The organism is Planomonospora sp. ID82291 (assembly GCF_015711645.1).
Lineage (GTDB): Bacteria > Actinomycetota > Actinomycetes > Streptosporangiales > Streptosporangiaceae > Planomonospora.
This window is the reverse complement of sequence record NZ_JABTEX010000001.1, coordinates 1097728-1122628: the sequence shown is the minus strand read 5'-3', so window position 1 is coordinate 1122628 and position 24901 is coordinate 1097728. Positions and strand designations below refer to the sequence as shown.

At 75.6% G+C, this 24901-nt stretch carries 20 protein-coding genes; 8 read left to right on the top strand and 12 right to left on the bottom strand.

What is annotated here, in order from left to right; genetic code table 11:
• The first annotated feature begins 132 nt into the window (after positions 1-132).
• Together HS045_RS04720 and HS045_RS04715 are read left to right on the top strand one after the other, a co-directional pair.
• A complete protein-coding gene (locus tag HS045_RS04720) occupies positions 133-1140 on the top strand; it encodes a sulfotransferase (RefSeq protein ID WP_196449928.1) in 1008 nt (335 codons plus the stop codon).
• On the top strand, positions 1137-2294 hold the full coding sequence (locus HS045_RS04715; protein ID WP_307827384.1) for a sulfotransferase: 1158 nt from the start codon (positions 1137-1139) through the stop codon (positions 2292-2294). The genes HS045_RS04720 and HS045_RS04715 overlap by 4 nt, the downstream gene beginning before the upstream one ends.
• Here HS045_RS04715 and HS045_RS04710 read toward each other — a convergent pair.
• Positions 2284-3486 carry a glycosyltransferase gene (locus HS045_RS04710; RefSeq protein WP_196449927.1) on the bottom strand — a complete coding sequence of 401 codons (1203 nt, stop codon included), beginning with the start codon at positions 3484-3486 and terminating at the stop codon, positions 2284-2286. The genes HS045_RS04715 and HS045_RS04710 overlap by 11 nt on opposite strands.
• A gap of 144 nt (positions 3487-3630) precedes the next feature.
• Positions 3631-6408: a CDP-glycerol glycerophosphotransferase family protein gene (locus tag HS045_RS04705; RefSeq protein WP_196449926.1), complete on the bottom strand. Its 2778-nt coding sequence runs from the start codon at positions 6406-6408 to the stop codon at positions 3631-3633.
• A 393-nt stretch (positions 6409-6801) separates the two neighbouring features.
• On the opposite strand from HS045_RS04705, the gene HS045_RS04700 reads away from it, so the two are divergent.
• Entirely contained in the window at positions 6802-8385 is a 1584-nt protein-coding gene (locus HS045_RS04700) for a glycosyltransferase family 39 protein (RefSeq protein WP_196449925.1), read from the top strand.
• 169 nt (positions 8386-8554) lie between these two features.
• Here the strand turns inward: HS045_RS04700 and HS045_RS04695 are convergent, their stop codons facing one another.
• From HS045_RS04695 to HS045_RS04655, 9 genes are all read right to left on the bottom strand, one after another.
• The gene (locus HS045_RS04695) at positions 8555-9421 is read right to left on the bottom strand and encodes an SRPBCC family protein (protein WP_196449924.1); all 867 of its coding nucleotides are present in this window, start codon (positions 9419-9421) and stop codon (positions 8555-8557) included.
• Between the two features lie 146 nt (positions 9422-9567).
• Positions 9568-10458 (bottom strand): xanthine dehydrogenase family protein subunit M, encoded by an 891-nt coding sequence (locus tag HS045_RS04690; RefSeq protein WP_196449923.1) that lies wholly within the window; start codon positions 10456-10458, stop codon positions 9568-9570.
• The gene (locus tag HS045_RS04685; RefSeq protein WP_374191373.1) at positions 10455-12845 is read right to left on the bottom strand and encodes a xanthine dehydrogenase family protein molybdopterin-binding subunit; all 2391 of its coding nucleotides are present in this window, start codon (positions 12843-12845) and stop codon (positions 10455-10457) included. Before HS045_RS04685 ends, HS045_RS04690 begins: the two co-directional genes overlap by 4 nt.
• Positions 12846-12880: 35 nt before the next feature.
• The gene (locus HS045_RS04680) at positions 12881-13453 is read right to left on the bottom strand and encodes a (2Fe-2S)-binding protein (protein ID WP_196449921.1); all 573 of its coding nucleotides are present in this window, start codon (positions 13451-13453) and stop codon (positions 12881-12883) included.
• A 93-nt stretch (positions 13454-13546) separates the two neighbouring features.
• Complete coding sequence (locus HS045_RS04675; RefSeq protein ID WP_196449920.1) at positions 13547-14632, bottom strand: pyridoxamine 5'-phosphate oxidase family protein; 1086 nt, start codon at positions 14630-14632, stop codon at positions 13547-13549.
• A gap of 35 nt (positions 14633-14667) precedes the next feature.
• A complete protein-coding gene (locus HS045_RS04670; RefSeq protein WP_196449919.1) occupies positions 14668-15111 on the bottom strand; it encodes a VOC family protein in 444 nt (147 codons plus the stop codon).
• Between the two features lie 129 nt (positions 15112-15240).
• Positions 15241-15816 (bottom strand): ABATE domain-containing protein, encoded by a 576-nt coding sequence (locus HS045_RS04665; protein ID WP_196449918.1) that lies wholly within the window; start codon positions 15814-15816, stop codon positions 15241-15243.
• Between the two features lie 89 nt (positions 15817-15905).
• Positions 15906-16064, bottom strand: a complete 159-nt coding sequence (locus tag HS045_RS04660; RefSeq protein WP_196449917.1) for a hypothetical protein — start codon at positions 16062-16064, stop codon at positions 15906-15908.
• Positions 16065-16149: 85 nt separating this feature from the next.
• Positions 16150-17961, bottom strand: coding sequence for a PspC domain-containing protein (locus tag HS045_RS04655; RefSeq protein WP_196449916.1), 1812 nt, complete (start codon positions 17959-17961; stop codon positions 16150-16152).
• A gap of 299 nt (positions 17962-18260) precedes the next feature.
• Here HS045_RS04655 and HS045_RS04650 point away from each other — a divergent pair, with 299 nt between their 5' ends.
• The 4 genes from HS045_RS04650 (at position 18261) to HS045_RS04635 (ending at position 21664) form a co-directional block, all read left to right on the top strand.
• Complete coding sequence (locus tag HS045_RS04650) at positions 18261-19565, top strand: ATP-binding protein (protein WP_196449915.1); 1305 nt, start codon at positions 18261-18263, stop codon at positions 19563-19565.
• 76 nt (positions 19566-19641) lie between these two features.
• Positions 19642-20280, top strand: coding sequence for a response regulator transcription factor (locus tag HS045_RS04645; protein ID WP_196449914.1), 639 nt, complete (start codon positions 19642-19644; stop codon positions 20278-20280).
• A 135-nt stretch (positions 20281-20415) separates the two neighbouring features.
• On the top strand, positions 20416-20676 hold the full coding sequence (locus HS045_RS04640) for a WhiB family transcriptional regulator (RefSeq protein WP_196449913.1): 261 nt from the start codon (positions 20416-20418) through the stop codon (positions 20674-20676).
• Between the two features lie 85 nt (positions 20677-20761).
• Positions 20762-21664: a CPBP family intramembrane glutamic endopeptidase gene (locus tag HS045_RS04635; protein WP_196449912.1), complete on the top strand. Its 903-nt coding sequence runs from the start codon at positions 20762-20764 to the stop codon at positions 21662-21664.
• A gap of 65 nt (positions 21665-21729) precedes the next feature.
• Here the strand turns inward: HS045_RS04635 and HS045_RS04630 are convergent, their stop codons facing one another.
• A complete protein-coding gene (locus tag HS045_RS04630; protein WP_196449911.1) occupies positions 21730-22473 on the bottom strand; it encodes an ABC transporter permease in 744 nt (247 codons plus the stop codon).
• A 109-nt stretch (positions 22474-22582) separates the two neighbouring features.
• Between HS045_RS04630 and pcrA the strand changes: the two genes are divergently transcribed.
• Entirely contained in the window at positions 22583-24802 is a 2220-nt protein-coding gene (gene pcrA / locus HS045_RS04625) for a DNA helicase PcrA (RefSeq protein ID WP_196451054.1), read from the top strand.
• Positions 24803-24901 lie beyond the last annotated feature (99 nt).

The following is a 24901-nucleotide window of genomic DNA, read 5'->3' as shown; positions in this document are numbered from 1 at the left end:
CGTTAGTCGCAGAGAGCCGGTTCCGGTAGGCGAGGGGTCGCCATGCTGGCAGGACGAGGGCCTGTCCGATCCGGATCGGGGGATCCGCCGCGGAACCGGGCCGTCCGCCGACTTTCACGGGGGTTCGTTGTGATGCAGTCCGACCGTCCGATATTCGTGATCGGCTGCCCGCGTTCCGGGACGACGATGCTGCGGCTCATGCTGCACGCGCACCCGCGCATCGCGGTGCCGCCGGAGACCCGCTTCACGGTGCCCGGCTACTACTACCGCTTCGCCTTCGGCGACCTGCGGGAGGAGCCCAACCGGCGGCGGCTGGGCCGGTGGATCGTCCGGGACGGCGACACCGGGTTCGAGGAGCTCGGCCTCGACGGGGACCGGTTCGTCGAGGACGTCGTCGTGGGGCCGCCCACCCTGGGATCGGCGATCGGCATCGCCTTCCGCTCCTACGCCGCGCGGTACGGCAGGCCGCGCTGGGCCGACCGGCGGTCGGGCCACCACCACCAGGTGGGCGTGATCCGGCGGCTCTTCCCGGACGCGCAGTTCGTGCACCTGATCCGGGACGGCCGCGACTGCGTGGCGTCGCTGAAGGAGATGCCCTGGTACACCCGGGACGTCTTCCACGCGGTGAACAGCTGGGCCGAGGCGGTCGACTGCGGCCGCCGGGCCCGCAGGCTCCCGGCCGACAGCTACTACGAGCTGCGCTACGAGGACCTGATGGCCGACCCGGAGATCGAGCTCGGCAAGCTCTGCGCCTACCTCGGCGAGGACTACGACCCGGCCATGGCCGAGCCGTGCCGCATGGCGGAGACGGCGGTGCCGCAGGCCAGGGACCGGCGCCGGAGCACCCGCGGCGAGACGGCCGCGCTGCGCCCCGGCTCGTGGACCTCGCGGCTGGAGCCGTGGGAGGTCTCCCTCTGCGAGACCGTGCTCGGCGAGCGGCTGACCGCCTGCGGCTACGAGCCGGCCGGTGCGCCCGCGGCGGACCGGGCCCACGTCGCCGCGGTGGAGGAGATCGCCGCCCGCCGCCGCCGGATCCGCCGGCGCCAGGAGGTCCGGGACCGGATCAACCGCTTCCGCGAGCGGGGTCCGGTGGCCGCGCAGCTCACCGTCCGGCAGCTCGGCGAGTTGGCGAGGGCGTGACCGTGCGGTCCGACCGGCCGGTGTTCGTGATCGGCTGCCCGCGTTCCGGGACGACGATGCTGCAGCTCATGCTGCACGCGCACCCGCGCCTCGCGGTGCCGCCGGAGACCCGCTTCATGATCTCCGCCTACCAGCGGCGGCTCCACTTCGGCGACTTCACCGCGCCCGTCTGCCGCCGCGAGTTCGCCGAATGGCTGGTGGGCCGCCGTCAGTCCCGCTTCCACGTGCTGGGGCTGGACGCGGCCGAGGTGGCCAGGGAGATCGTCGACGGCCCGGGGACGCTGGGCTCGGCGCTGGGCATCGTGCTGCGCGCCTACGCGGCCCGGTTCGGCAAGCCGCGCTGGGGCGACAAGCGGCCCTCCTACTTCCAGAACGTCGACGTGCTGCTCCGGCTCTTCCCGGACGCGCAGTTCGTGCACCTGATCCGGGACGGCCGCGACTGCGTGGCGTCGCTGAAGGAGATGCCCTGGCACACCGGGACCGTGCACAGCTCCGTCTCCGTCTGGGCCGAGGCGGTCGACTTCGCCCGCCACCGGGCGCCGAAGCTGCCCGCGGGCAGCTACCACGAGCTGCGCTACGAGGACCTGACGCGCGATCCCGAGACCGAGCTGCGCGGGCTCTGCGCCTTCCTGGGCGAGGACTTCGACCCGGTCATGTGCGAGCCGAAGCGGGTGGCGGGCATCGCCGTACCGGGGCACAAGACCTGGCACGCGCGGACCCACGGCGAGGTGACCACCGCGCGCTCGGGGTCGTGGCGGGACCGGCTGGAGCCGTGGGAGGTCGCGCTGTGCGAGAGCGTGCTCGGCGACCGGCTGGAGGGACTCGGCTACGAGCTCAGCGGGGCGGCGAAGGCGTCGAGGATTTCGAGGACGCACCTGCTCGCCTACGAGCGGACCGCGACCATGCGGAGGCTGGCCCGGACCAAGCGGGCCGCCCTCGACCGGCTGGTACGGCTCCGCGAGCCGAACCCGGTCGCGGCCCGGCTCACCTCCGCGCAGCTGCGGCTGGCCGGGCTCCCCGGGCCGGAGGACGGGCGCGTCCTGGCGGGGCAGGCCGTGTCCTCGTCGCCGCCGGTGTCGCCGGTGTCGCCGGTGTCGCCGGTGTCGTCCGTGCCGTCGTCCCCGCCGGCACCGGAGGACGGGCTCACCGGGTGATGCGCTCGAAGAGCTCCTCCCAGCGGTCCAGGACCCGCTCCAGCCGGAACGCCTCGGCGTGCGCGCGGGCGGCGGCGCCCAGCCGCCGCCTCACGCCCACCGGGTCCGCCGGTCCGGCCGCGTGCGCCGGTCCTGCCGCATACGGCGCTTCGGCCGTGCCCGCCAGGGCCGCCGGAGCCGCCAGGGCTGCCGGAGCCGCCAGGGCCGCCGTCACCGGGGACATCAGCCCTGCCAGCGCCGCGGCGAAGGCGTCCACGTCGGCCGGAGGGACCAGGATCCCGGTCTCCCCGTCGCGGACCAGCGACCGCACGCCGCCCGAGACGTCGAACGCCACCGAGGGCACGCCGTAGGAGGCGGCCTCGGCGACGACCAGCGGCAGTCCTTCGTGCTCGCTGGAGAGGCCGAGAACGGAGCCGCCGAGGTACTCGCGCCCCATCTCCGCCGCGGGCACCGCGCCCCGGAAGACCACCCGGTCCGCCGCCCCGCACGCGCGCGCGTGCGCCCGCAGCCGCTCCTCCTCGGCTCCCTCGCCGATCAGGTGGAGCTCCCAGCCGTCCGCGCCGCTCCCGCACGCCATGGCGAAGGCCGAGATCAGCCGGTCGAACCGCTTCACGCCCTCCAACCGGCCGACGCCGAGCACCCGGCGGGCGGTGAGGGCGGCGGTCGCGGCGGGCCAGGCGGGCAGCGGGTTCGGGATGGACCAGGTGTTGGGCAGCAGCGCGTGCTCGGAGAAGAGCCGGGCGTCGTCCTCGCTGACGAACACCGCCCGCTCCAGGCGGCCGTAGTGGCCGCGGACCGAACGCAGGTGCCAGGAGCCGCGGGCGTGCTGGTAGGAGCCGTGGTACTGGCCGATCGGGAGCAGGTGCCGCGGGAGCAGCGGCCGGAGCCGGGCCACCACGCTCGGCGAGGACAGCACCGCGAAGCCGGGCGCCAGCCGGTCGGCCAGCTCGGTCAGGCGGCGCCGCTCGTGCCGGGCCGCCGTACGGGAGAGCCGCCCCGGCGGCGCGCGGTGGACCAGGTGCCGCCGGTAGCGGGGCCGCTCCACGTAGCGGAACGGGTGCTCGGCCCGGTGCAGCCCGAGCACGTGCACGTCGTGCCCGCGCTCGGCCAGGCCCTGGGCCACGGTGTGGGTGACCCGCTGGATCCCGCCCAGCGTGTCGGCGTCCAGACAGGCGAGCAGCACGGTGGTCATGCTCGGTCCACCCTCCTCACCCTCCTCACCCGCCGCGCTCGTCGCGTCGGGTCCCCTCCGGGCTCATGGTCGTTCACCGCTCCTCACCCGCCGCGCGGACGGCCTCGTTCCCCGGTCGCCCGCCGCGCCGGGTTCCCCGCGGGCTCACCGCAGCCGTCCCGGTACGGTCGCCCGGATCAGCGACCGGACGGACGCGGGCGGGCGGGCCGCCGGGCCCGGGGGCAGGCCGAAGAACGCCTCGGCCACCCGGGCGCTCGCCTCGCCCTTCTCGTCGGCGCACCACAGCTCGCGGAAGGCGGCGTACTCGGCGGCGAACGAGGCCGCGACGGCGTCGAGGTCGCGCAGCGCGCCGATCAGCTCTTCGGTGGTGGTCAGGCACGGGCCCGGCGCGATCGCCGGCAGGTCGTGGTAGACGCCCCGCTCCATGCGGCGGTACTCGTCCCAGTCGTCGATCAGGAACAGCATCGGCTTCCCGGTGACCGCGTAGTCGCACATCACCGAGGAGTAGTCCGTCAGCAGCGCGTCGGAGGCCAGCATCAGGTCGTTGATCTCCGGATACGACCCGGCGGGGCGGACGAAGGGGCGCAGGTGCCGCGGGACCCGGTAGCGCTCGACCGGGTGGGGGCGGAGCACCACCACCCACTCGCCGGCCAGTGCCTCGGCCATCATCTCCAGGTCGGCCCGGATCGACCGGCCGGAGAACTTGGCCTGGTCCCGGTAGGTGGGCGCGTACAGCAGCACCCGGCGGTCCGGCGGGAGCTCCAGGTGGTCCCGGGCCCGCTGCACCGCCGCGGGGTCGCCGTGGACGAGCACGTCGCAGCGGGGCGAGCCGAACCGGAGCACCGGCCCGCCGTACTCGTTGGACGGCACGAAGATGCGCTCGAACTCCGCGCTCGGCGCGACCAGCGCGTCCCAGCGGGCCACGGCCGCCCGCCACTGCGCGCGCGGGCCGGGGAAGTCGGCGCGCAGGTCGGGCGAGTTGAAGCCGATCGACTTGATGCCCTGGCCGTGCCAGGTCTGCAGGTAGCGGGTCCGGGGCGGCTTGGGGTAGTCCAGCGGCAGGCCGTGGCTGTCCACCCAGTAGCCCGCCCTGGCCATCGTCCAGACGTGGCGCCAGCTCATCCGGCGGACCAGCCGGGCCTCCGGCGGGAAGTTCCGCCGGTTGCGCGCGACCGACCAGACCACCTGGATCGGCGCCCCGCGGCGGCGCAGCTCCTCGTAGAGGGAGCGGGGGCTGCCGGTGCAGCCCGCGCCGACGTCGGACTCGAACAACGCCAGGTCCCGGCGCTGCGGCAGGACCCGGATCAGCCCCTTGTAGACGCGGAGCTTCAGCTCCGGGGTGCTCAGCCTCCGGATGAGCCGGGCCCGCGCCCGCGCCAGCCGGGGCACCGCGCGCAGCACGCCCCGCCGCCGCCAGGCCACCCGCAGGACCCCCGCGTACCCGTCCGGCCGGATCGTCACCGTGTGCCCGGGGACGCCGACCGTGACGGGTCCGGCGGCCGGGTCGAGCAGCAGCACGTCGGAGGTGGTCCGCCCGTCGGGGCGGGTGACGACGACCCTGGGCTCGTAGCGGCCGTCGAAGCCCGCCCGGCCGCCGTGCCGCAGCGCGGCCAGGTCGACCGTCGCCGTGCTGAGGAGGCTTCCGTCGGCCCGGCGGCGGGGCGCCAGCCGTACCTTGGCGGACCAGAGCTTCAGCGTCGCGGTCCAGCCCGGGTGGGCGGCCAGCACCCCGAACGGGTCGTAGGTGCGGATCGTCAGGGTGAGCCGGGTTCCGGCCACCGCGAGGGCGGCCTCGTGCCGGAGCCGGCTCGCGGTGAACGGCAGCTCGGCCAGGCGCAGCGCGGTGATGTCCGTTCCCGGGGAGGGGACGGCGCCCCAGTAGGTCCGCCCGTCCTTCCGGACGGCGGTGCGCGGCGGGGCCTGCGGGCCGTTGAGGGAGCGGGCGGCGACGGCCAGCTCGTCCGCGCGCCCGTCGAGGATGAGCGTGCAGCAGACCCGGGCCACGGGGTCGATCCGGTCGAACACCGCCGGGTCGATCTCCGCCAGGTACGGCCTGGCGACGGAGACGAACTCCGCCACCCAGTCCGGGTCCCGGGCGGGCAGCGTGTTGAGGTAGACGCGCAGGTCCTGCCGGAGGAAGCGGCGGTGCCGCTCGGGGACCAGCGCGGCGTGGCCGCGGGCGCGCAGCGCCTCGTCGCTGAGGCGGGCCGCCCGGATGCGCTGGCGGGCGTTGTCCAGCTCGGCGTAGCGCAGGGAGATCGAGGCGGGCGCGGCGGAGGAGGCGCGGGCCCGGTGCCAGTTGTAGACGGTCCACGGCACCACCGCGAACCTGCGGGCGGCGCAGTACAGCTCGGCGGTGAAGACGTGGTCCTCGAAGTGCAGGTCCTCCCGGAACGGGATCCGCCGGAGCAGGTCGGCCCGGTAGAGCTTGTTGGTGGCGAAGGAGTCGAGGAACATCTCGGGCTCGGCGGCGATGCCCTCGACGGTCCTGCGCCGGGCGAACAGCTCCGGGTAGTAGCGGCGGCTCCTGCGGCTCCCCTCGTAGAAGCGGCTGATCTGCCCGGTGACGAAGTCGGCGCCGGTCCGCTCGATCTCCTCCAGCAGGCTCTTGCAGGCGTGCCAGGGGAGCCGGTCGTCGCTGTCGAGGAACATGAGGTACGGCGCGCGGGCGGCGGCCACCCCGTCGTTGCGCGGCGCCCCGCAGCCCCCGCTGTTGCGCTCCCGGCGCACGTAGCGGACCCGGGGGTCCTCCTCCATCAGGGCCCGCACGGCCTGCTCGGTCCCGTCGTCGCTCGCGTCGTCCACCACGACCGCCTCGACGGCGCGCAGCGACTGGCCGAGGACGGACCGCACGGCCCGGGGCAGCCGGGCGGCGTCGTTGTAGGCGATGACGACGACACTGCACTCCGGCTCATTGATCACGATTTGGGGTATTCCCGCGAATAAATGCGGACTTGCCCGTCTTGTTGACTGATGGTGGATTCTTTGCCGCCTCCGGTCCGGCGGTGCGGGCCCGGCCCCGCCTTTCGGGATCCGGAAGCCGCTCGGGATCCGGATCCCGAAAGGCGGGACCCTCCCGGAAGCGGGACCCTCCCGGAAGCGGGACCCTCCCGGAAGCGGGACCCTCCCGGAAGCGGGACCCTCCCGGAAGCGGGACCCTCCCGGAAGCGGGACCCTCCCGGAAGCGGGACCCTCCCGGAAGCGGGACCCTCCCGGAAACCGGGAGGAGGACGGCGAATGTAAGCTGTGCCGGCCGCTCCCGCGGCGGAACGGGATCTTCCCGGGGGCCGTCGCCCGTCGTCCAAGGAGCTCGTGATGATCCGCACCCGGCAGGACGCCGCGATCCGCCGGGGGCGTCCGGCGGGCACGGCGCCGTCCCGGTCCGCCTCGGCCCGGATGCCGCTGCTGCTCGCGGCGATCGCGCTGGCGCTGACGGTCGCGGGCTCGTGGGCCCCCTCGATGTGGGCCGACGAGCTCGCCACGGCGGAGGCCGTCTCCTCGCTGGACGTCATGCGGGAGACGCTCGGCGAGCGGGACGCGGTCTTCCTCCCGTACTACCTGCTGATGTACGCCTGGACCCGCCTCGGCACGGTGGACTGGTGGCTGCGGCTGCCCTCCGCGCTCGCGACGGCCGCCGCCACCGGGCTGCTCGCCGACCTCGGCCGCCGGCTCGGCGGCGCCCGTGCCGGGGTGGTCGCGGGGATCCTCCTGGCGGCGCTGCCGGCGATCTCCCGGTTCGGCCAGGAGGCCCGGCCGTACGCCCTGGCCGTCGCCGCGTCCGTGTTCGCCTTCTGGTCCCTGCACCGGGCGCTGGAGACGGGGCGGTGGGCCCGCTACGTCCTGGCCGTCGCGCTGATCCCCTGCACCCACCTCTTCGCGGTGCTCTCCCTCCCGGCCCATCTGGTCGTCTCCCGGCGCTGCCTGCCGTGGCTGGCGCTGGGCTCACCGGCCGCGCTCGCCGTCGCCGCGGTCTCGGCCGGGCAGGTCGGGCAGGTGAACTGGCTGGAGGCGCCGGGCTGGGAGAACCTCGTCCTGGTGCGAAGCGCGATCACCGCCTGGCAGCCGGTCCCCGAGCCGGGCCACCTGCCCGCCCTGCTCCTCGGCTGGGCCGTGGCCCTGGCCGGTCTCGGGGCGGCCGGGACGCTGCTGCTCCGGCGTGCGGCCTCGGGGCGGACCCGGGCCGGGGACGGCACCGGCGCGGGGACCGGAGCGGGGGCCGACACCGGGGCCGGGGGCGACGCCTCGGCCGGGGACGGCACCGGGGCCGGGGGCGGCCGGGCCGCGGGACGGCCCTTCGTCCTCGGACTGCTGGTGTGGGGCGTGCTCCCGGCCCCGGTCCTGTTCGCCGTCTCCCACCTGATCACGCCCGTGTACAGCTCCCGGTACGTCCTGTTCGCCGCGCCCGCGTTCGCCCTGCTCGCCGGGCTGGGCGCGGCGCGCCTGCCGCGGACCGCCCTGGTGGCCGCCCTCGGCGTGGCGGTGGCGCTCGGGGCCCGGCAGCAGGTGCTGCTGCGCACCGAGCCGGGTCACCAGGTGAGCTACCGGGCGGCGGCGGAGATCGTCGCCGCGCAGCGGCGGGACGGCGACGCGATCGCCTACGTGGTGCCGTGGGCCCGCCAGGGGCTCACCCGCTACGCGCCCATGCCGCCGGAGGCGCGCCTCGGCGCGGGCGGGGACGGGGCGGGGGACGGGGCCGGGCGGGTCTGGCTGGTCCGGAGCGACCAGGGCCGGGCGATCCGGCCGGGAACCGCCCTCCCGTCCCGGAGCGGGGTGGCGCCGGGGATGGTGCCCAAGGTCGACGCGTTGCTGGACGGGGGGTTCACCGTGGCGCGGTCCTGGCCGCTGCGCGGCGTCACCGTCCTCCTCCTCGAACGGCCCGCGCCCGCCAAGCGCCGGTGACCCCGGCGGCCCCCGCCTGCCAAGCGCCGGTGACCCCGGGGGTCCCCGCCTGCCAAGCGCCGGCGACCCCGGGGGTCCCCGCCTGCCAAGCGCCGGTGACCCCGGCGGCTCCCGCCTGCGAAGCGCCGGCGACGCCGGGGGTCCCCGGACGGCTCCCGCCGGCGGACCGTCAGCGAGCGCGGTGGCCGTCGCGGCCGCGCAGCACGCGGCGGACCAGCCAGACGAGCAGGGCGAGACCCGCCAGGACGGCCGCGACGGGGGCCAGCCGGCGCAGGAGGGGGACGCCGGCGACCTCCAGCAGATCGAGGGCCTCCTCGTCCGGGGTGCGGGAGGTGCGGGCGGTCCCGGCCGGGTGGGCGTCCTGCCGCCGGACCTCCTCCAGCGCGGGTGTCTCGCCGGGGGAGGGCACCGCCGTCAGCCGGCGGATGGGGCGGACCGTCCCGGGCGGGCCGTCCGGCCCCTTCGCGCCCGCCTCCTCCGCCGTCCCGCCGCCCGCCGGGAGCGCCGCGCCGGTCGCGCCGGGCTCCGCCGTCTCCGGCGAGCCCGCGGCCGGGGTCCCGCCCGGGGCGGAGGCCTCCCCGGCGGCGGGCTCGCTCAGCAGGCCGGACAGTTCGGCGGCGAACCGGTCGATGAGCTTGGCGCCGACCTCGGCCATCACGCCCCGGCCGAACTGGGCGGGGCGGCCGGTCACGGTGAAGGACGTCTCGACCGCGGCGCGGGTGCCCGCCCCCTCGGGGGACAGCCGGACGGTGACCGTGGCGGAGGCCGTCCCGGGACCCCGGGCCTCCTTGCCGGAGGCCTTGAGGACGGCGGTGTGCGCGTCCTTGTCGACGTCCGCGAAGGCGGCCGAGCCCCGGTAGGTGACGGTGATCGGGCCGACCCGCACCTTCAGCCGGCCGGTGAAGGAGTCGCCCTCCACGGTGTCGAGCACGGCCCCCGGCAGGCAGGGGGCGACCCTCTCGACGTCGAGCAGCACCGCCCACGCCTGTTCGACCGGCACCGGAACCGTGAACTCGTGCTCGAACCGCATCGCCATCGATCCGCTCCTGTTCGAGGTCGGCCGGGCGGGCCGTGCCCGCGGCACCTGCAATACCTGTGACAGTACGACTACGGACGGGGACTTCGCCAGAGTGGGCGTCCCGCCGGCGGCGGAGAGGGAGCGGCCGGCCGGCGGGACGCGGCTCACGGGAGCGCGGCCCGCACGGCCCGGTGGGTCAGCACCCGGGCCAGGTGACGGCGGTAGTCGGGCCTGGCGTGCAGGTCCGTCGGGGGCGACGTGCCCTCGTCCGCCCAGGCGCAGGCGTCCTTGACCGGGTCGTGGCCGCCGCCCGCGCCCGCGGCCGGCGGGGTCACGCCGCGCAGCGCCGTCTCCACGGCCCGCGCCCGCACCGGGGCCGGGCCCATGTTGGTCAGCCCGATCCGGGCCTGCGCGACGGCCCCCGCGTCGATCCGTACGGCGGCGGCCACGCCGACCACCGCCCAGGCCTGCGCGGTCCGGTGGAACTTCTCGTAGTGGAAGCCCCAGCCGTCGCCGAGCTTGGGCACCTTGACGCCGGTCAGCACCTCGCCGGGTTCCAGCGCCGTCTCCAGGTAGCCGGTGAAGAACCCGGCCGCCGGGATCTCCCGCCCGCCCGCGCCGGAGGCGGTGACGAGCACGCAGTCCAGGGCGAGCGCGACGGCGGGCAGGTCCCCGGCCGGGTCGGCGTGGGCCAGGGAGCCGCCGAAGGTGCCGCGGTGCCGTACGGCGGGGTCGGCGACCGTGGCGGTGGCCAGGGCGACCAGGGGGGCGTGCTCGCGGACCACGGGGGAGCGCAGCACCTCGTCGTGGGTGGTGAGCGCGCCGATGAACACGTGGTCGCCGCGGTCGTGCACGCCGCGCAGCTCCTCCAGGCGCCCCAGGTCCACCAGCACGGAGGGGTAGGCCAGGCGCAGGCGCAGCAGCGGCAGCAGGGACTGGCCCCCGGCCAGCGCCTTGACCTCGCCGTCGCCGTCGCCGTCACCGGCCTCGCCGAGCACTCGGCAGGCCTCGTCCAGGGACGCGGGCCGGACGTAGTCGAACGGGGCGGGGATCACCGCGTACCTCCGTCGTTCGCGCGGGAGCGGGCCAGGGCGCGCCAGACCCGCTCGGGTGTGCAGGGCATCGGGACGTCGCGCACGCCGTGGGGGCGGAGCGCGTCGACGACCGCGTTGACCACGGCCGGGGTGGCGGCGATCGTCCCGGCCTCGCCGACCCCCTTCACGCCGAGGGGGTTGCTGGTCGCCGGGGTCTCGGTCCGGTCGGTGACGAAGTCGGGAAGATCCGCCGCGGACGGGATCAGGTAGTCGGCCATCGTCGTGGTGAGCAGGTTGCCGCCGGTGTCGTGGACCGCCTCCTCGAACAGGGCCTGGCCGATGCCCTGCGCGATGCCGCCGCGCACCTGCCCCTCGACGATCAGCGGGTTCACCACCCGGCCCACGTCGTCCACCGCCACGTAGGAGCGGATCGCGACGCGCCCCGTCTCGGTGTCGGCCTCCACCGCGCACAGGTGGGTGCCGTGCGGGAAGGAGAAGTTCTCCGGGTCGAAGGTGGCGTCGGCGTCCAGCCGGGGTTCGAAGCCGTCCGGCAGGTCGTGCGCGGCGAAGGCGGCCAGCGCGAGCTCCTGGATGGTCCGGCCCTGGTCGGTGCCGCGCACCCGGAAGGTGCCGTCCGCGAACTCGACGTCGTCGTCGGCCGCCTCCAGCAGGTGCGCGGCGAGCCGCTTCGCCTTCTCCTTGACCTTCTCGCAGGCCGCCAGCACGGCGACGCCGCCGACGACCAGCGAGCGCGAGCCGTAGGTGTCCATGCCCCGGGGCGAGACGGCGGTGTCGCCGTGCAGGACGGAGACGTCCTCGAACGGCACGCCCAGCGCGTCGGCCGTGATCTGGCTCCACGACGTCTCGTGCCCCTGGCCGTGCGGGGAGGTGCCGGTGACGACCTCGACCTTGCCGGTGGGCAGCAGCCGGACCGCGGCGTGCTCCCAGCCGCCCGCCCCGTAGCTCAGCGAGCCGAGCACCCGGGACGGCGCCAGGCCGCACATCTCGGTGTACGTCGAGACGCCGATGCCGAGCTGGACCGGGTCGCGCCGCTCGCGCCGGTCGGCCTGCTCGGCGCGGAGCTCGTCGTAGCCGAACAGGGCCAGCGCCCGCTCGGTGGCGGCCTCGTAGTCGCCGGAGTCGTAGGTGAGCCCGGCGACCGTGGTGTAGGGGAACTCCTCGCGGGAGATCCAGTTGCGGCGCCGTACCTCGACCGGGTCCAGGCCCAGCTCGGCGGCGAGCTCGTCGACGGCGCGCTCGATCGCGAACGTCGCCTCGGGGCGGCCCGCGCCCCGGTAGGCGTCGGTCGGCACCTTGGTGGTGAAGACGCCCGTGCAGGTGAAGTCGTAGGCGTCCATCTTGTAGACGCCGCTGTACATGAACGCGCCGAGCAGCGGCACGCCCGGCGTGACCAGCATCAGGTAGGCGCCCATGTCGGCCAGCAGGTCCACCCGCACGCCCCGGATGCGCCCGTCCCGCTCGGCGGCCACCGAGATCCGCTGGATCTGGTCGCGGCCGTGGTGCGCGGTCAGGTTGCCCTCGGAGCGGGACTCGGTCCACTTGACGGGCCGGCCGAGCCGGCGGGCGAGCAGCAGGCCCAGCACCTCCTCGGCGGTGACCTGGAGCTTGGAGCCGAAGCCGCCGCCCACGTCGGGGGCGACCACGCGCAGCAGGTGCTCGGGGATGCCGGTGGTCAGCGCGAGCATGACGCGCAGGATGTGCGGGATCTGGGTCGCCGAGTAGAGCGTGAAGCCCTCGCCCTCGGGGACGGCCACCACCGCCCGGGGCTCCATCGCGGTGGGGATGAGCCGCTGCTGGACGTAGGTCCGGTCGAGCACCACGGGGGCGTCGTGGAACGCCGCGTCGGCGTCGCCGCCGGAGAACCTCCAGGTGAAGGCCTGGTTGCCGGCCTCGTGCACGGCCGGGGCGCCGTCGGAGAGCGCCTCGGTCATGTCGAGCACCGCCTCCAGCGGCTCGTAGTCGGCCTCGATCGCCTCCAGCGCGTCGGCGGCCCTGTAGCGGTCGGTGGCGACCACGCAGGCCACGGCCTCGCCGACGTAGCGGACCCGGTCGACCGCCATGGGCGGGTGGTCGGGGATGACGACGTCCTCGCTGACCGGCCAGGCGCACGGCAGGCTGCCCTGCTCGCCGGCGAAGTCGCGGCCGGAGAAGGCGGCGACCACGCCGGGCATCGCCAGGGCGGCGGAGACGTCCACCCGGGTGAGGCGCGCGTGCGCCATCGGGCTGCGCAGGAACGCCACGTGCAGCATGCCGGGGAGCTGGATGTTGTCGGTCCAGCGGGTGCGCCCGGTGATCAGCCGGGCGTCCTCCCGGCGCCTGCGGGCGCGGCCGACCTCGCGGCCCTCGGCGGGGTCCCTGGGCTCGCCGACCTGGTCGCTCCCGGCGATCCGACGGGCGACGAGGCCCGCGTCGAGCTGCTCGGTCACGGTGCCGCCACCCCCTCGCCCGCGGGCTCGCCGGCGGCCTCACCGCCCGCGGGTCCACCGGCGGCCTCACCGCCCGCTTCACCGCCCGGCCCGGCGTCCCGGCCGCCGGACATCGCGCGGGCGCCGCGCCGTACCGCGCGGACGATCGTGCAGTAGCCCGTGCACCGGCACAGGTTGCCCTCCAGCCCCCGGCGGACGGCCTCCTCCGACGGGTCCGGGTCGTCGCGGAGCAGGTCGATCGCGGCCATGATCATCCCGGGGGTGCAGTACCCGCACTGCAGGGCGTGCTCCTCGTGGAAGGCCCGCTGCATGGGGTGCAGGTCGCCGCCGGAGGCCAGGCCCTCGACGGTGACCACGTCGCTCCCGTCGGCCTGTACGGCGAGCACGGAGCAGCTCTTGGCGCTCCGGCCGTCGAGCAGCACGGTGCAGGAGCCGCAGTTGCCCGTGTCGCAGCCGATCGGGGTGCCGGTCCGGCCGAGCCGGTCCCGCAGGAGATGGACGAGGAGGAGGCGGGGCTCGACCTCCTCCTCGTAGGCGACGCCGTCGACGGTGACGGTGACTTCGGGCATACGTCCTCCAGGTTCGCCCGGCGGGGGAAGGAGAAGGGAGAGCCGGTTTCCCCCGAACGTACGCCTCTCCCTTCACGGGTCAACCGTCTGTGCTCAGAAGAGGGGCGGTTCCCCGGGGCGCCCCCGGCGTGCGCCCGCCGGGGAACCGCCGTTCCCCGGGGGCGCCTGCGGAAGGCCGCGGTGAGTCGCCCGGGGGAACCGGGCCACGGGCGGATTGTGCCGGGAGTGCTCCCCGGAGACCCAGCGGAGCGGGACCGCCCCGCCGATCCGGACGGCCTCGTCCACGTCGAACGCGACGTGCCGTTCCGCCCCGGGGACGCCGGCCGGGTCCTCGCCGACGCGGGCCCGGCCGGTCAGGTGCAGCGCGTCACCGGTCTCCCAGTCGAGGAAGAGCAGACCGCAGCGCTCGTCGAGCTCCAGGTTGCCGAGCGTCATGTACATCAGGTTCCCCGCGTACTCCGGCCAGACCAGCCGCCGGTCGCCGACCACCCGGACGAACCCCGGGCCGCCGCCCCGGTGGGACACGTCGGCGCCCAGCCCCTCCACCCGGGTGGCCACGAAGAACGTGTCGGCCCGCTCGATCCACTCCCGCAGCCCGCCGGTGAGCGTCCCCGTCGTGGACGCCGTCCCGGGCGCCGCGATCCCCGGGGGCCCGTCGACGATCTTCCGGGAACGGATGTACTTGGGGCAGTTGGCGTAGACCTGGTCGGTGCGGACCACCAGCCGGTCGCCGTCCCGGCGGGCCCGGCCGTTGACCCGCATCCGCCGCCGGGTCTCCGGTTCGACGGCGAGCATCCCGATCTCGTGCCCGTCGCGGTCACCCGCGTCCTGCCCGGTGCCGGCGGGCGCCGCCGTACGGCGCCCGCCGCCGTCCCCGCCTTTTCCGCCGTCTCCGTCGTCCTCGCCGCCGAACAGGGCGGCCAGCGGATCGTGCCGGCCGGGCAGCGCGCCGACCACGACGGTCCGCTCGCCGTCGGGCCGGGCGAACCCGGCCGGTCCGGTCAGCGCACTCGCCCAGACGCGGCCGGAGGCGTCGGCGGCGCCGACGACGATCATGCGCTGCGCACGCAGGAAGTCGCCCGCCACCGCGGGGATCTCCGGCCGGGCGCGGGCCGATCCCCAGTCCTCGCGGCGCACCCCGGAGCGCCGCTGCACCGCGGCCTCCCCCTCGTGTCTCATCGTCCCCTCCTTCTGTGCGCGACCGGCCCGCCGGGCTAGAAGAAGCCGCAGGTGGGGGCTCCGGGGGTGGGGGCGGACCGGTCTCCGGCGCCGTCGGGGGCGTAGACCTCCAGCCGGATCCCGTCGGGGTCCTCGAAGAACACGCCGCCGGAGGACGCGCCCTCGCCGTGCGGGACGACGCCGTCGTGGTGGAGGACGGCTCCGAGCCCGCGGAGGACGGCCTCCGCCCGCCGCACCGCCTCGATGTCGGGCACCTCGAAGGACAGGTGGTGCAGGCCCGGCAGGCCGGTGGGGAAGCGGCCGTCGCTCTGCTGCCAGAGGGTGAGCACCAGCGTGCCGTCGCGGCCGAGGAAGGCGTAACGGCGGCCCTCCTCGTGCGACTCGCCGACGACCTCGAACCCGAAGACCGTCCGGTAGAAGTCCCGGGACGCGTCGAGGTCGGAGACGTTGAGGCCGATGTGGCCGGTACGGAGGGTCATCGTGCTTCTCCCGTCGCAGTTTCTAACGGATGGATCCGTTAGGTGTCTGAGGGCAAGCTAACGTATGCATCCGTTAGAAAGCAATGGGGCGCCCCGCTTCCCGGTGCGGGCCGCGGCGGCCTCCCGGGGTCAGCCGGTCCGGTGCTGCCGGTAGTGGCGGGCGGCGCGGGCGCGGTTGCCGCAGCCGACCGAGCACCACTCCTGGCGGCCGTGCTCCTTGACGAAATACAGCACGCAGCGCGGGGCCGGGCAGGTCCGGAGCCGCTCGCGCTCCGCCCCGGCCAGCAGGGCGATCACCGCCGAGGCGAGGACGGCGCGGACGCGGGAGGACTCGTCCGCCCCGCCCGCGGGGACGTTCACCGCGCGCGGGGCGCCGTCTGCCGGCCACTCCAGCCGGGGGGCCGACGGCACGGCCAGCGCCGCGGCGTTGACCAGATCGAGCGAGGCGGCGAAATCGGGCAGGCGGTCGGCGTCCGCGCCGCTCGGCGGTCCGGGCGCCACGGCCCTGGCGAACAGGGCGCGCGCGGCCTGCCGGAGCTCGACCACCGCGCGCCGGAGCTCCTCGGCGGCGGTGAAGTCCGGGCCGAGCCCCAGCTCCGCGGCGTGCTCGCGAGCCCACCCGGTCATCCCCCGGACGTCCGAGAGCGTGTCCAGCGGGCCGCTCCTCGTCGCACGGACGGTGCTGACGAACTCCAGAGCCAACATGCCCCGACCCTAACGCCCGGAGCCGTTAGGGTCGCCCTCGCGCCGTCGGCTCCGTCCGCGACGCTCCGGCCTCCGGGCCGGAGAGCGCGTCACGGCTGCCGCCGGACCGCCCGGGCGATGACGGAGACGAACCCCGCGCAGGCCAGACCGCCCAGGACGACCGGGAGCATGACACCCGGGTGCAGGGTCGGCACGCTGAGGTAGAGGATGCCGACGGTCAGGAAGAGCAGGCCGCTGAGCAGGGCCATCCAGTCGGTCCGGTGCCACCGGCTGGGGCGGTCCGCCTCGGATCCGGTTCCGGACCCGGTCCCGGGCCGGAGCCCGGATCGCGTCTCAGGCCGCACGGCGCACCTCCACGTCTCCGAGACCCGCCTTGACGTTCAGCACGATGGTCGCCACCTCGCCCTCCGGGGTCACCTCGGGCTCCAGCACCCTCTCGTGGTGGATGTCGGCGCCGCCCTGCACCACATGGTCGATCTTGACATCGCCGAGCTTGGCGTGCCCGTCGACCTCGGCCCTGACCGTCGGGGGGAGGATGACGGTGATCTCACCGACCGCCACCGTGGCCTCGACGACGGTCCGCGACCCCGGTGGGAAGGTCAGCTCGCTGAGGTCCAGCCGGCCCTCCCCGACGCCCACCTCGTAGGTGCCGGAGAGCTGTGAGACCGAGACCGGGACCCAGTCGTAGGTGCCGAACCTCTTCGGCATGTCGCTCACCGCCGATCCCACGATCAGGGAGAGCGCGACGACGGTGCCCGCCGCGACCAGGGCCGCGCCCCGTCCGAACCAGGCGGCGACGATGAGCCCGGCGCCGATGGTGACGAGCGCGGCGGCGCTGACGGAGGTCATGTTGACCGAGCCGGTGGCGGACTGGACCACCATGATGATGCCTCCAACGATCACGGCCAGGAACATCGTGACGACCCCGACGAACGCCCTCGGCGGCTTCGGCCGGGGTGCCGGCCGCCGCGGCGGGCCGTACGCGGCGAGGTCGAAGGGGGCGGGGCCGTACGGCGACGGCCGCCTGCGGGGGTCCAGCGGCCGGTAGGGGCCGTGGGGGGCGAAGGGCGCACCGGAGGAGTCGAACGACGGCACGGCCGGGCGGCGGGGGGGCGCCGGCCGGTCCGGCGCCGGGACGCCGCGCGGTGCGGTGCCCGCGGCCGGGACGTCCCACGGGGTGTCGTCCGCCGCGGGGAAGGCCGGTGCGGTGTCCGGTGCGGCGTCCGGCGTCGGCGGGACGGGGAAGGGCGCGGTGACGCCGGCTCCCGCCGGATGCGCTCCGGCCGGGGCGGCCCCGTGCGTCCGCTTCTCCTCCGCGGAGGCCCGGTCGGCCTGCGCGCGGGCCTGCGCCGCGGCCATCCGGGCCTTCGCCGCCGCGATCGCCTCCGCGACGGCGCCGCTCCGCTCCGCCGACCGCGCCGGGGCGTCCGGCGCCGTCGCGTACGGCCCCCCCTCGGGCGCCCCGGCCCCGTACGGCTGTGCGCCTGCGTGCGGTTGCGCGTCCGCGGCCGTACGGGTTCCCGCGTACGGGTCGCCGGCTCCCGGCCGGGAGGGCGGCACGACGGCGGGCGGGAAGGCGGGAGCCTCTCCGACCCGACGCCCGCCGCGGAGCCGCTCGGGCACGGACCGGGTCAGCGCCAGCAGGTCGACCCCGCGGGAGTGGGCGGTGAGGAGCGCGACGGCGAACAGGGTGCCCGCCACCACGCTGGGGGTGCCGATGCCGCCGGAGCTGACATTGATGATCAGCCCGAAGGCGAAGACCGCGGCCAGCAGGGCCAGGACGGTCTCGCCGTCGAAGTCGCGCCGGGTCCACTGCTCCAGGTGCCCCGGACCGCCGTTCGGCTCCCGCATCAGCAGGAAGGCCGCGACGTAGAGCATGATCCCGGCACCCGAGGCGAACACCAGCATGGCGAAGCCCACCCGGAACAGCACCGGGTCCACCCCGGCGTGGTGCCCCAGGCCCGAGCAGACGCCGGTCAGCATGCGGCCCTCGTCGTCGCGGCGGAGCCGCGTCCGCCCGCCCCCCTCCGCGGTCCCGGCTCCGTCCGCGCCCTCGTCCACGGCGGCGCCGACGGCGGTGGCGGAGGAAGGCGGCGAGTCGGGCGGGGTGCTCGCCGGGTCCTGGGGGTTCCCGGTGTCGTTCATGCTCTCATCGTGGCCCCTGCGCCGGTCCGGCCGCATCCGGGAGACCCCTGAGTCGTCCCCGAGGGGCGCGCCCTTTCTCAGGGGCGGGTCAGGGGGACGCCCGATGCGCCGGGCGCCGGGGACATGTGACGATGCTGACGATGTGGTTCTCCCGCCCCCGCAGGGGAGCGGCCTCTCGCCCTCCCCGGACGAGGCCGGCGACGGCCGGATCCCGTCCGGGGAACGGCGGGGACTCTACTCGAGAGGAGCGACGGCGCCCGCCGCCGGCCGGACGACCGGCGGCGGGCGCCGGGAATCCGATGGCTGACCGAAAGACGTCGCGCGGACCCGCCGCGGACACGACATCCCCGCAGGCCCAGGACGCCCCGGGCACCGGGCAGAGCACCGCGCGGGGCACCGCCCAGGGCGCTGTGCCCGCGGCCGCCGCGGGGCAGGGGGAACCGGGCTTCCCCCGGCTCGTGCGGCCGGTGGAGGGACGCCTGGTGGCCGGGGTGGCCCAGGGGGCCGCCGCCCAGCTCGGCCTCGACCCCGTGGTGCTGCGGCTGGCCTTCGTGCTGCTCACCGTGCTGGACGGGATCGGCGCCGTGGCGTACGCGGCGCTGTGGATGTTCACCTCGCGCGTGCCGTACGAGGGCAGGGAGCCCGCGCGCGACTGGAGCCAGGTCACCGCCTACGGCGCGATCGGCCTGTCGCTGCTGGCGCTCGGCTGGCTCACCGGCGCCTCGACGGGCGGGATCGGCGCGTGGCCGATCGCGCTCGGCGGGATCGGCTCGCTGATCCTGTGGCAGCAGGCCGACCCGGACCGGCGGCAGCGCTGGATGGACTCCACCGTCGGGCAGACGCGCAAGAACCGGGTGCGCACGTTCGCGGGCCTGGTGCTCGTCGTCATCGGCGCGATCGGCTTCCTGGCGGCCAACAACGAGCTGGGCAAGGCCCGCCCCGGCATCGTGTTCACCCTCGTGGTCGTGGGCGGGGTCGCGCTCATCGCGGCGCCCTGGCTGGCGGGCCTGTGGAAGGAGCTGCAGCGGGAGCGCCGCGAGCGCATCCGGCAGGAGGAGCGGGCGGAGTTCGCCGCGCACGTGCACGACTCGGTGCTGCACACGCTGACGCTGATCCAGCGCAACGCGCACGACTCCCGCGAGGTGGCGCGGCTGGCCCGCTCCCAGGAGCGCGAGCTGCGCAACTGGCTCTACCAGCCCCAGCAGGACGCCGACGCGTCGGTGGCCGCGGCGGTGCGGCGGGTCGCGGCCGAGGAGGAGGACTCCCACGGGGTGCCGATCGAGGTCGTCTGCGTGGGAGACTGCCCGCTGACGCCGGAGCTGTCGGCGATGGTGCAGGCGGCCCGGCAGGCGATGGTCAACGCCGCGAAGTACTCCGGATCCCCGGTCGTCTCCGTCTACGCGGAGGTGGAGCCGGGGGAGGTGACGGTCTTCGTCCGGGACCGGGGCGTAGGGTTCGACATGAGCGAGGTGCCCGAGGATCGGCTGGGCATCCGTCAGTCGATCATCGGCAGGATGGAGCGCAACGGGGGCGGCGCCCGCGTGCGGACCGAACCGGGCGAGGGCACGGAAGTCATGCTGACGATGAAGATCGAGAGCTCGTGAGCCGCACGCGGCCGGGGACCCCGCGGGTCCCCGGGGCGGGGCCGGGCGGAGCGGGCGGGGAGCGGAGAGGGAGCACATGGGCGCCATCAGGGTTCTGATCGTCGACGACCACCGGTTGTTCCGGTCCGGCGTCCGCGCCGAGCTGGGCGACGCGGTGGAGGTGGTCGGGGAGGCCGAGGACGTGGAGTCGGCGGTGCGGACGATCGCCGAGCTCCAGCCCGACGTGGTCCTGCTCGACGTGCACATGCCCGGCGGCGGCGGCCAGGAGGTGCTCCGCCGCGTCCTGGGCTCCGGCTCGCAGGTCCGCTTCCTCGCGCTGTCGGTCTCCGACGCCGCCGAGGACGTCATCGGCGTGATCCGCGGCGGCGCCCGGGGCTACGTCACCAAGACCATCAGCGGCCGGGAGCTCACCGACGCGATCCGCCGGGTGGCGGAGGGGGACGCGGTCTTCTCCCCGCGGCTGGCCGGGTTCGTGCTGGACGCCTTCGCCTCCTCCGAGGCCCCGGCGATCGACCCCGAGCTGGACTCGCTGACCCAGCGGGAGCGGGAGGTGCTGCGGCTGATCGCCCGGGGCTACGCCTACAAGGAGATCGCCAAGGAGCTGTTCATCTCGGTCAAGACCGTGGAGACCCACGTCTCCTCCGTCCTGCGCAAGCTCCAGCTCTCCAACCGCCACGAGCTCTCCCGCTGGGCCACCGCCCGCAGGCTGGTCTGATCCGCCCCTCCTCCGGGAGCCGGGCTCTCCGCCGGTTCCTCCACCCGGCGGTGACCGGTGGATCCGCCGGAAGGCCGATGCCGGGCTTCCGGCGGCGGCCTAGTCTGAGAGCCGGTGACCACCAGGGGGTGAGCGATGCGCAGGACGGTCCGCGAGATCGGCTGGGCGGTGCGGGGCGCCTGCCGGGAGAGCGATCCCGAGCTGTTCTTCCCCGTGGCGCCCTCGCCCGAGCAGGAGGAGCGGGCCAAGGCGGTCTGCGCCGGATGCCCGGTGCTGGCCGACTGCCGGGCCTATGCCGTACGGGTCGGGGAGCCGGAGGGGATCTGGGGCGGGCTCACCGTGCGGGAGCGGCGCGGGCTGCGGTTCCCGCCGGGGTGGCGGCGCGCCGCGGGCTGACCGGTGTCCGGATCTCCGGCGCGGTGCGGGGGCGCGCCGCGGGCCGGTCGGCACGTAGGGTCGGACCCGGAGCGAGGGGGTCGGGATGCACGCACTGAACGAGGGGCCTGCGGCGGGGACCGCCGCCGGAGCAGGTCGGGAGCGGACGGCGGCGCTGGCCGGGGCGGGCCGGGAGCCGACGGCGGCGCTGGCCGGGGCGGTGGCCGTGCTGGTGGCGGCCAACGTGCTCAACAACCGCGTGGCGCCGCGCCTGGCGCCGCTGACCTCCGCCGCGGCCACCGGCGCGCTGCTGGCCCTGGCCCGCCGGTCCGGCCTCTCCTGGACCGAGCTGGGCTTCACCGAGGGCCGCCGCGGCCTGCGGATCGGCGGAGCGCTCGCCGCCGCGGTCGCCGCGGCCTACGGCGCGGGCATCGCGATCCCCGCCACCCGCCGCTTCTTCCGCGACGAGCGGGCCCTGTCGCTGTCCCGCGCCCGCGCGCTGGAGGAGGCCCTGCTCCAGGTCCCGATCGGCACGGTCCTGCTGGAGGAGGTCGGCTTCCGCGGGGTGCTGCACGGCCTGCTCGCCCGCTCGCACGGGACGCCCGCGGCCGTCGCCGTCTCCTCGGCGCTGTTCGGGCTCTGGCACGTGCTCCCGGCGATCGACATGGCCGCGGCCAACCCCGCGCTGAGCGCACTGGCCTCGGGCGAGGCGCCCGGCGGTGCCGTACCGGCACCCTCCGCCGGCGCCGCCCGCCCGCCGGACGCCCCGGACGTTCCGGCGGGCCCGCCCGCTGCCGGGCCGTCGATGGGGCCGCCGACGGGGCCGCCCGCGGCGGACACGGTCCGGGTGGTGGTCGGTTCGGTGGTCTCCACCGGGGTCGTGGGGGCGGTCTTCTGCGGGTTGCGCCGCAAAGGCGGTCTCGCGGCCCCCGCCCTGCTCCATGTCGCCACCAACTCGCTGGGCTACCTGTTCGCCCGGATCGCCCCGAAGGAACGGCCTGCGCGGTGAGGGGCCACCGCGCGACCGGGGAGGAACGACGGGTCGTCCCGGCGATCGCGGACGCGGCCGGAGCGCTACCGCGCGGCCGGGGAGAAGCGGCCCCGGGCCACCAGCTCGACCGTGACCAGGACGGCCACCGCCTCGGCGGCCAGCAGTGCGACCAGGACGACGAGCTGGACCACGCCCGCGTGCAGAGGATCGGCTCCGCCGAGCAGCATGCCGACGAACGCCCCCGGCAGGGTGACCAGGCCCACGGTCCTGGTCTGGTCCAGGGCGGGCACCAGCGCCTGGGCCGCCGCCGGGCGGCAGATCTCCAGGGCCGCGTCCCGGTCGGAGAAGCCCAGCGAGAGCGCCGCCTCGACCTCGCCGCGCCGCCGGGCCAGTTCGTCGGCCGCGCGCCGGCCCGCCAGCGCCGTGGCCGTCAGGCAGCCGCCCAGCAGGATGCCCGCGACCGGGATCAGCACGATGCCCTCCGGCGGGACGGTCCCGGTGCCGGCCAGCAGCAGGAAGACCGGCAGGGTCCCCGCGCCGACGGGCACGGCCGCCCACCGGGCGGCGGCCCCGGAGGTGATCCGGCGTCCCGCGGTCAGGCTCGCCACGCCGTACATCACCAGGACGAAGGCGCCCGCCGCCACCGGTCGCCCGACGGCCCACACGATGACCAGTGAGACCGTGCCGAGCTGGGCGGCGGCGCGCAGGCAGGCGGTGAGCACGGCCCGGCCGTGCCCGAGACGGCCGAGCAGGGCGACGGCGGCGCCCGCGAGGGCGAGGAGGACGACGACGGCGGCGGTGACCGGGGACAGGGCGATGGCGCTCACGGGCACGAGCATCCCCCACCGGCGGTCCTTCCCCGGCGTGGACCCGGTTGTCGGCGGGCCGCCGTAACCTAGGGAGGTGCCGATCCCAGCCGATTCCCTGACCCACCCGCTGCTCGACGGGCTCAACCCCCAGCAGCGCGAGGCCGTCGTGCACCACGGCAGCCCGCTGCTCATCGTGGCGGGCGCCGGTTCGGGCAAGACGCGGGTGCTGACCCACCGCGTCGCCCACCTGCTGGCCGAGCGGGGCGTGCATCCGCAGGAGATCCTGGCGATCACCTTCACCAACAAGGCCGCCAAGGAGATGAAGGAGCGGGTCGACCGGCTGGTCGGGCCCCGCTCCGCGGCGATGTGGGTGATGACCTTCCACAGCGCGTGCGTGCGGATCCTGCGGCGCGAGGCCAGGCGGCTGGGTTTCCCCTCCGGCTTCTCCATCTACGACCAGGCCGACGCCCAGCGGCTGATGGCCATGGTCTGCCGGGAGATGGACCTCGATCCCAAGCGCTACCCGCCGCGCTCCTTCTCCGCGCAGGTCAGCAACTTCAAGAACGAGCTGGTCGACTACGAGACGGCGGCGGCCCAGGCCGCCACGCACCTGGAGCGCACGCTCGCCGAGGCCTACAAGCTCTACCAGCGGCGGCTGACCGAGGCCGGCGCGATGGACTTCGACGACCTGATCATGCTGACGGTCACGCTGCTGCAGATCTTCCCCGAGGTGGCCGAGCACTACCGCCGCCGCTGGCGGCACGTCATGGTCGACGAGTACCAGGACACCAACCACGCCCAGTACACCCTGGTCAGGGAGCTCGTCGGCCGTCCCGAGCCGCGCACCGCCGACGGCGACCCGGTCCGGGAGGGCACCTCCGGCATCGCCCCGGCCGAGCTGTGCGTGGTGGGCGACGCCGACCAGTCGATCTACGCCTTCCGCGGCGCGACGATCCGCAACATCCTGGAGTTCGAGCGCGACTACCCGGACGCCAAGACGATCCTGCTGGAGCAGAACTACCGCTCCACCCAGACGATCCTGTCCGCGGCCAACGCGGTGATCTCGCGCAACGAGAGCCGCAAGCCCAAGAACCTCTGGTCCGACCAGGGGGCCGGAGCGAAGATCGTCGGATACGTCGCCGACGACGAGCACGACGAGGCCATGTTCGTCGCCCAGGAGGTCGACCGGCTCACCGACGCCGAGGGCGTGGTCCCCGGCCAGGTGGCCGTGTTCTACCGGACCAACGCCGCCTCCCGCGTCTTCGAGGAGACGTTCATCCGGACCGGCCTGCCGTACAAGGTGGTGGGCGGGGTGCGCTTCTACGAGCGCAAGGAGGTCCGCGACCTGCTGGCCTACCTGCGGGTGCTGGCCAACCCCGGCGACGTGGTCTCGCTGCGCCGCATCCTCAACGTGCCCAAGCGCGGCATCGGGGACCGGGCGGAGGCGATGGTGGAGGCGTTCGCGGCGCGCGAGCGCATCCCGTTCGCCGACGCGCTGCGGCGGGCGGACGAGGCGCCGGGCATGGCCACCCGCTCGCTCAAGGCGATCAGGGACTTCGTCGCGCTCCTGGACGACCTGACGGTCAAGGCCGAGGGCATGCCCCCGTCGGCGCTGGCCCGGGAGATCCTGGTGACCACCGGCTACCGGGCGGAGCTGGAGAACTCCGACGACCCGCAGGACGAGAGCCGCCTGGAGAACCTGGACCAGCTGGTCGCGGTGGCCTCGGAGTTCGAGGAGGCCACCCCCGAGGGCACGCTCGTGGAGTTCCTGGAGCAGGTCTCGCTGGTGGCCGATGCCGACCAGATCCCGACCGAGGACGGCGGGCAGGGCGTGGTCACGCTGATGACCCTGCACACCGCCAAGGGCCTGGAGTTCCCGGTGGTCTTCCTCACCGGGATGGAGGACGGCGTCTTCCCGCACCTGCGCTCCCTCGGCGAGCCGAAGGAGCTGGAGGAGGAGCGCCGCCTGGCCTACGTCGGCATCACCCGCGCCGAGCAGCGCCTGTACGTCTCACGGGCGGCGGTCCGCAGCTCGTGGGGCTCCCCGTCGTTCAACCCGGCCTCCCGCTTCGTCTCGGAGATCCCGTCCGAGCTGGTCGACTGGCGCAGCGACCCGAAGAAGAACGCCTGGACGGCGGCGACCCGCCGCGAGCCCTCCCGTACGGCCCCCGCCCGCAGGCCCGGCGGCCGGAAGATCCCCGACCTCACCCCGGGGGACCGCGTCACCCACGACCAGTACGGCCTGGGCACGGTCGTCTCGGTCGACGGGGACAAGGCGAAGGTCGACTTCGGCAGCGGCGGCGCGAAGACCCTGGTGCTGGCCTACGCGCCGCTGGAGAAGCTCTAGCGGAACCCGGAACCCGGAACCCGGAACCCGGAACCCGGAAGACGCGAACGCCCGGCGGATGCTCCGCCGGGCGCCCGGTCACCGGCCGGACGGGGCCGG

What these genes read in the sequence shown, in the direction of transcription:
- HS045_RS04650 (WP_196449915.1), top strand. Translation starts at nt 18,261, where the DNA reads ATGGCTGACCGAAAGACGTCGCGCGGACCCGCCGCGGACACGACATCC.
- HS045_RS04655 (WP_196449916.1), bottom strand. Translation starts at nt 17,961, where the DNA reads ATGAACGACACCGGGAACCCCCAGGACCCGGCGAGCACCCCGCCCGAC.
- HS045_RS04710 (WP_196449927.1), bottom strand. Translation starts at nt 3,486, where the DNA reads ATGACCACCGTGCTGCTCGCCTGTCTGGACGCCGACACGCTGGGCGGG.
- HS045_RS04670 (WP_196449919.1), bottom strand. Translation starts at nt 15,111, where the DNA reads ATGACCCTCCGTACCGGCCACATCGGCCTCAACGTCTCCGACCTCGAC.
- HS045_RS04700 (WP_196449925.1), top strand. Translation starts at nt 6,802, where the DNA reads ATGATCCGCACCCGGCAGGACGCCGCGATCCGCCGGGGGCGTCCGGCG.
- HS045_RS04660 (WP_196449917.1), bottom strand. Translation starts at nt 16,064, where the DNA reads ATGGCCCTGCTCAGCGGCCTGCTCTTCCTGACCGTCGGCATCCTCTAC.
- HS045_RS04665 (WP_196449918.1), bottom strand. Translation starts at nt 15,816, where the DNA reads ATGTTGGCTCTGGAGTTCGTCAGCACCGTCCGTGCGACGAGGAGCGGC.
- HS045_RS04640 (WP_196449913.1), top strand. Translation starts at nt 20,416, where the DNA reads ATGCGCAGGACGGTCCGCGAGATCGGCTGGGCGGTGCGGGGCGCCTGC.
- HS045_RS04680 (WP_196449921.1), bottom strand. Translation starts at nt 13,453, where the DNA reads ATGCCCGAAGTCACCGTCACCGTCGACGGCGTCGCCTACGAGGAGGAG.
- HS045_RS04720 (WP_196449928.1), top strand. Translation starts at nt 133, where the DNA reads ATGCAGTCCGACCGTCCGATATTCGTGATCGGCTGCCCGCGTTCCGGG.
- HS045_RS04695 (WP_196449924.1), bottom strand. Translation starts at nt 9,421, where the DNA reads ATGGCGATGCGGTTCGAGCACGAGTTCACGGTTCCGGTGCCGGTCGAA.
- HS045_RS04635 (WP_196449912.1), top strand. Translation starts at nt 20,762, where the DNA reads ATGCACGCACTGAACGAGGGGCCTGCGGCGGGGACCGCCGCCGGAGCA.
- HS045_RS04675 (WP_196449920.1), bottom strand. Translation starts at nt 14,632, where the DNA reads ATGAGACACGAGGGGGAGGCCGCGGTGCAGCGGCGCTCCGGGGTGCGC.
- HS045_RS04645 (WP_196449914.1), top strand. Translation starts at nt 19,642, where the DNA reads ATGGGCGCCATCAGGGTTCTGATCGTCGACGACCACCGGTTGTTCCGG.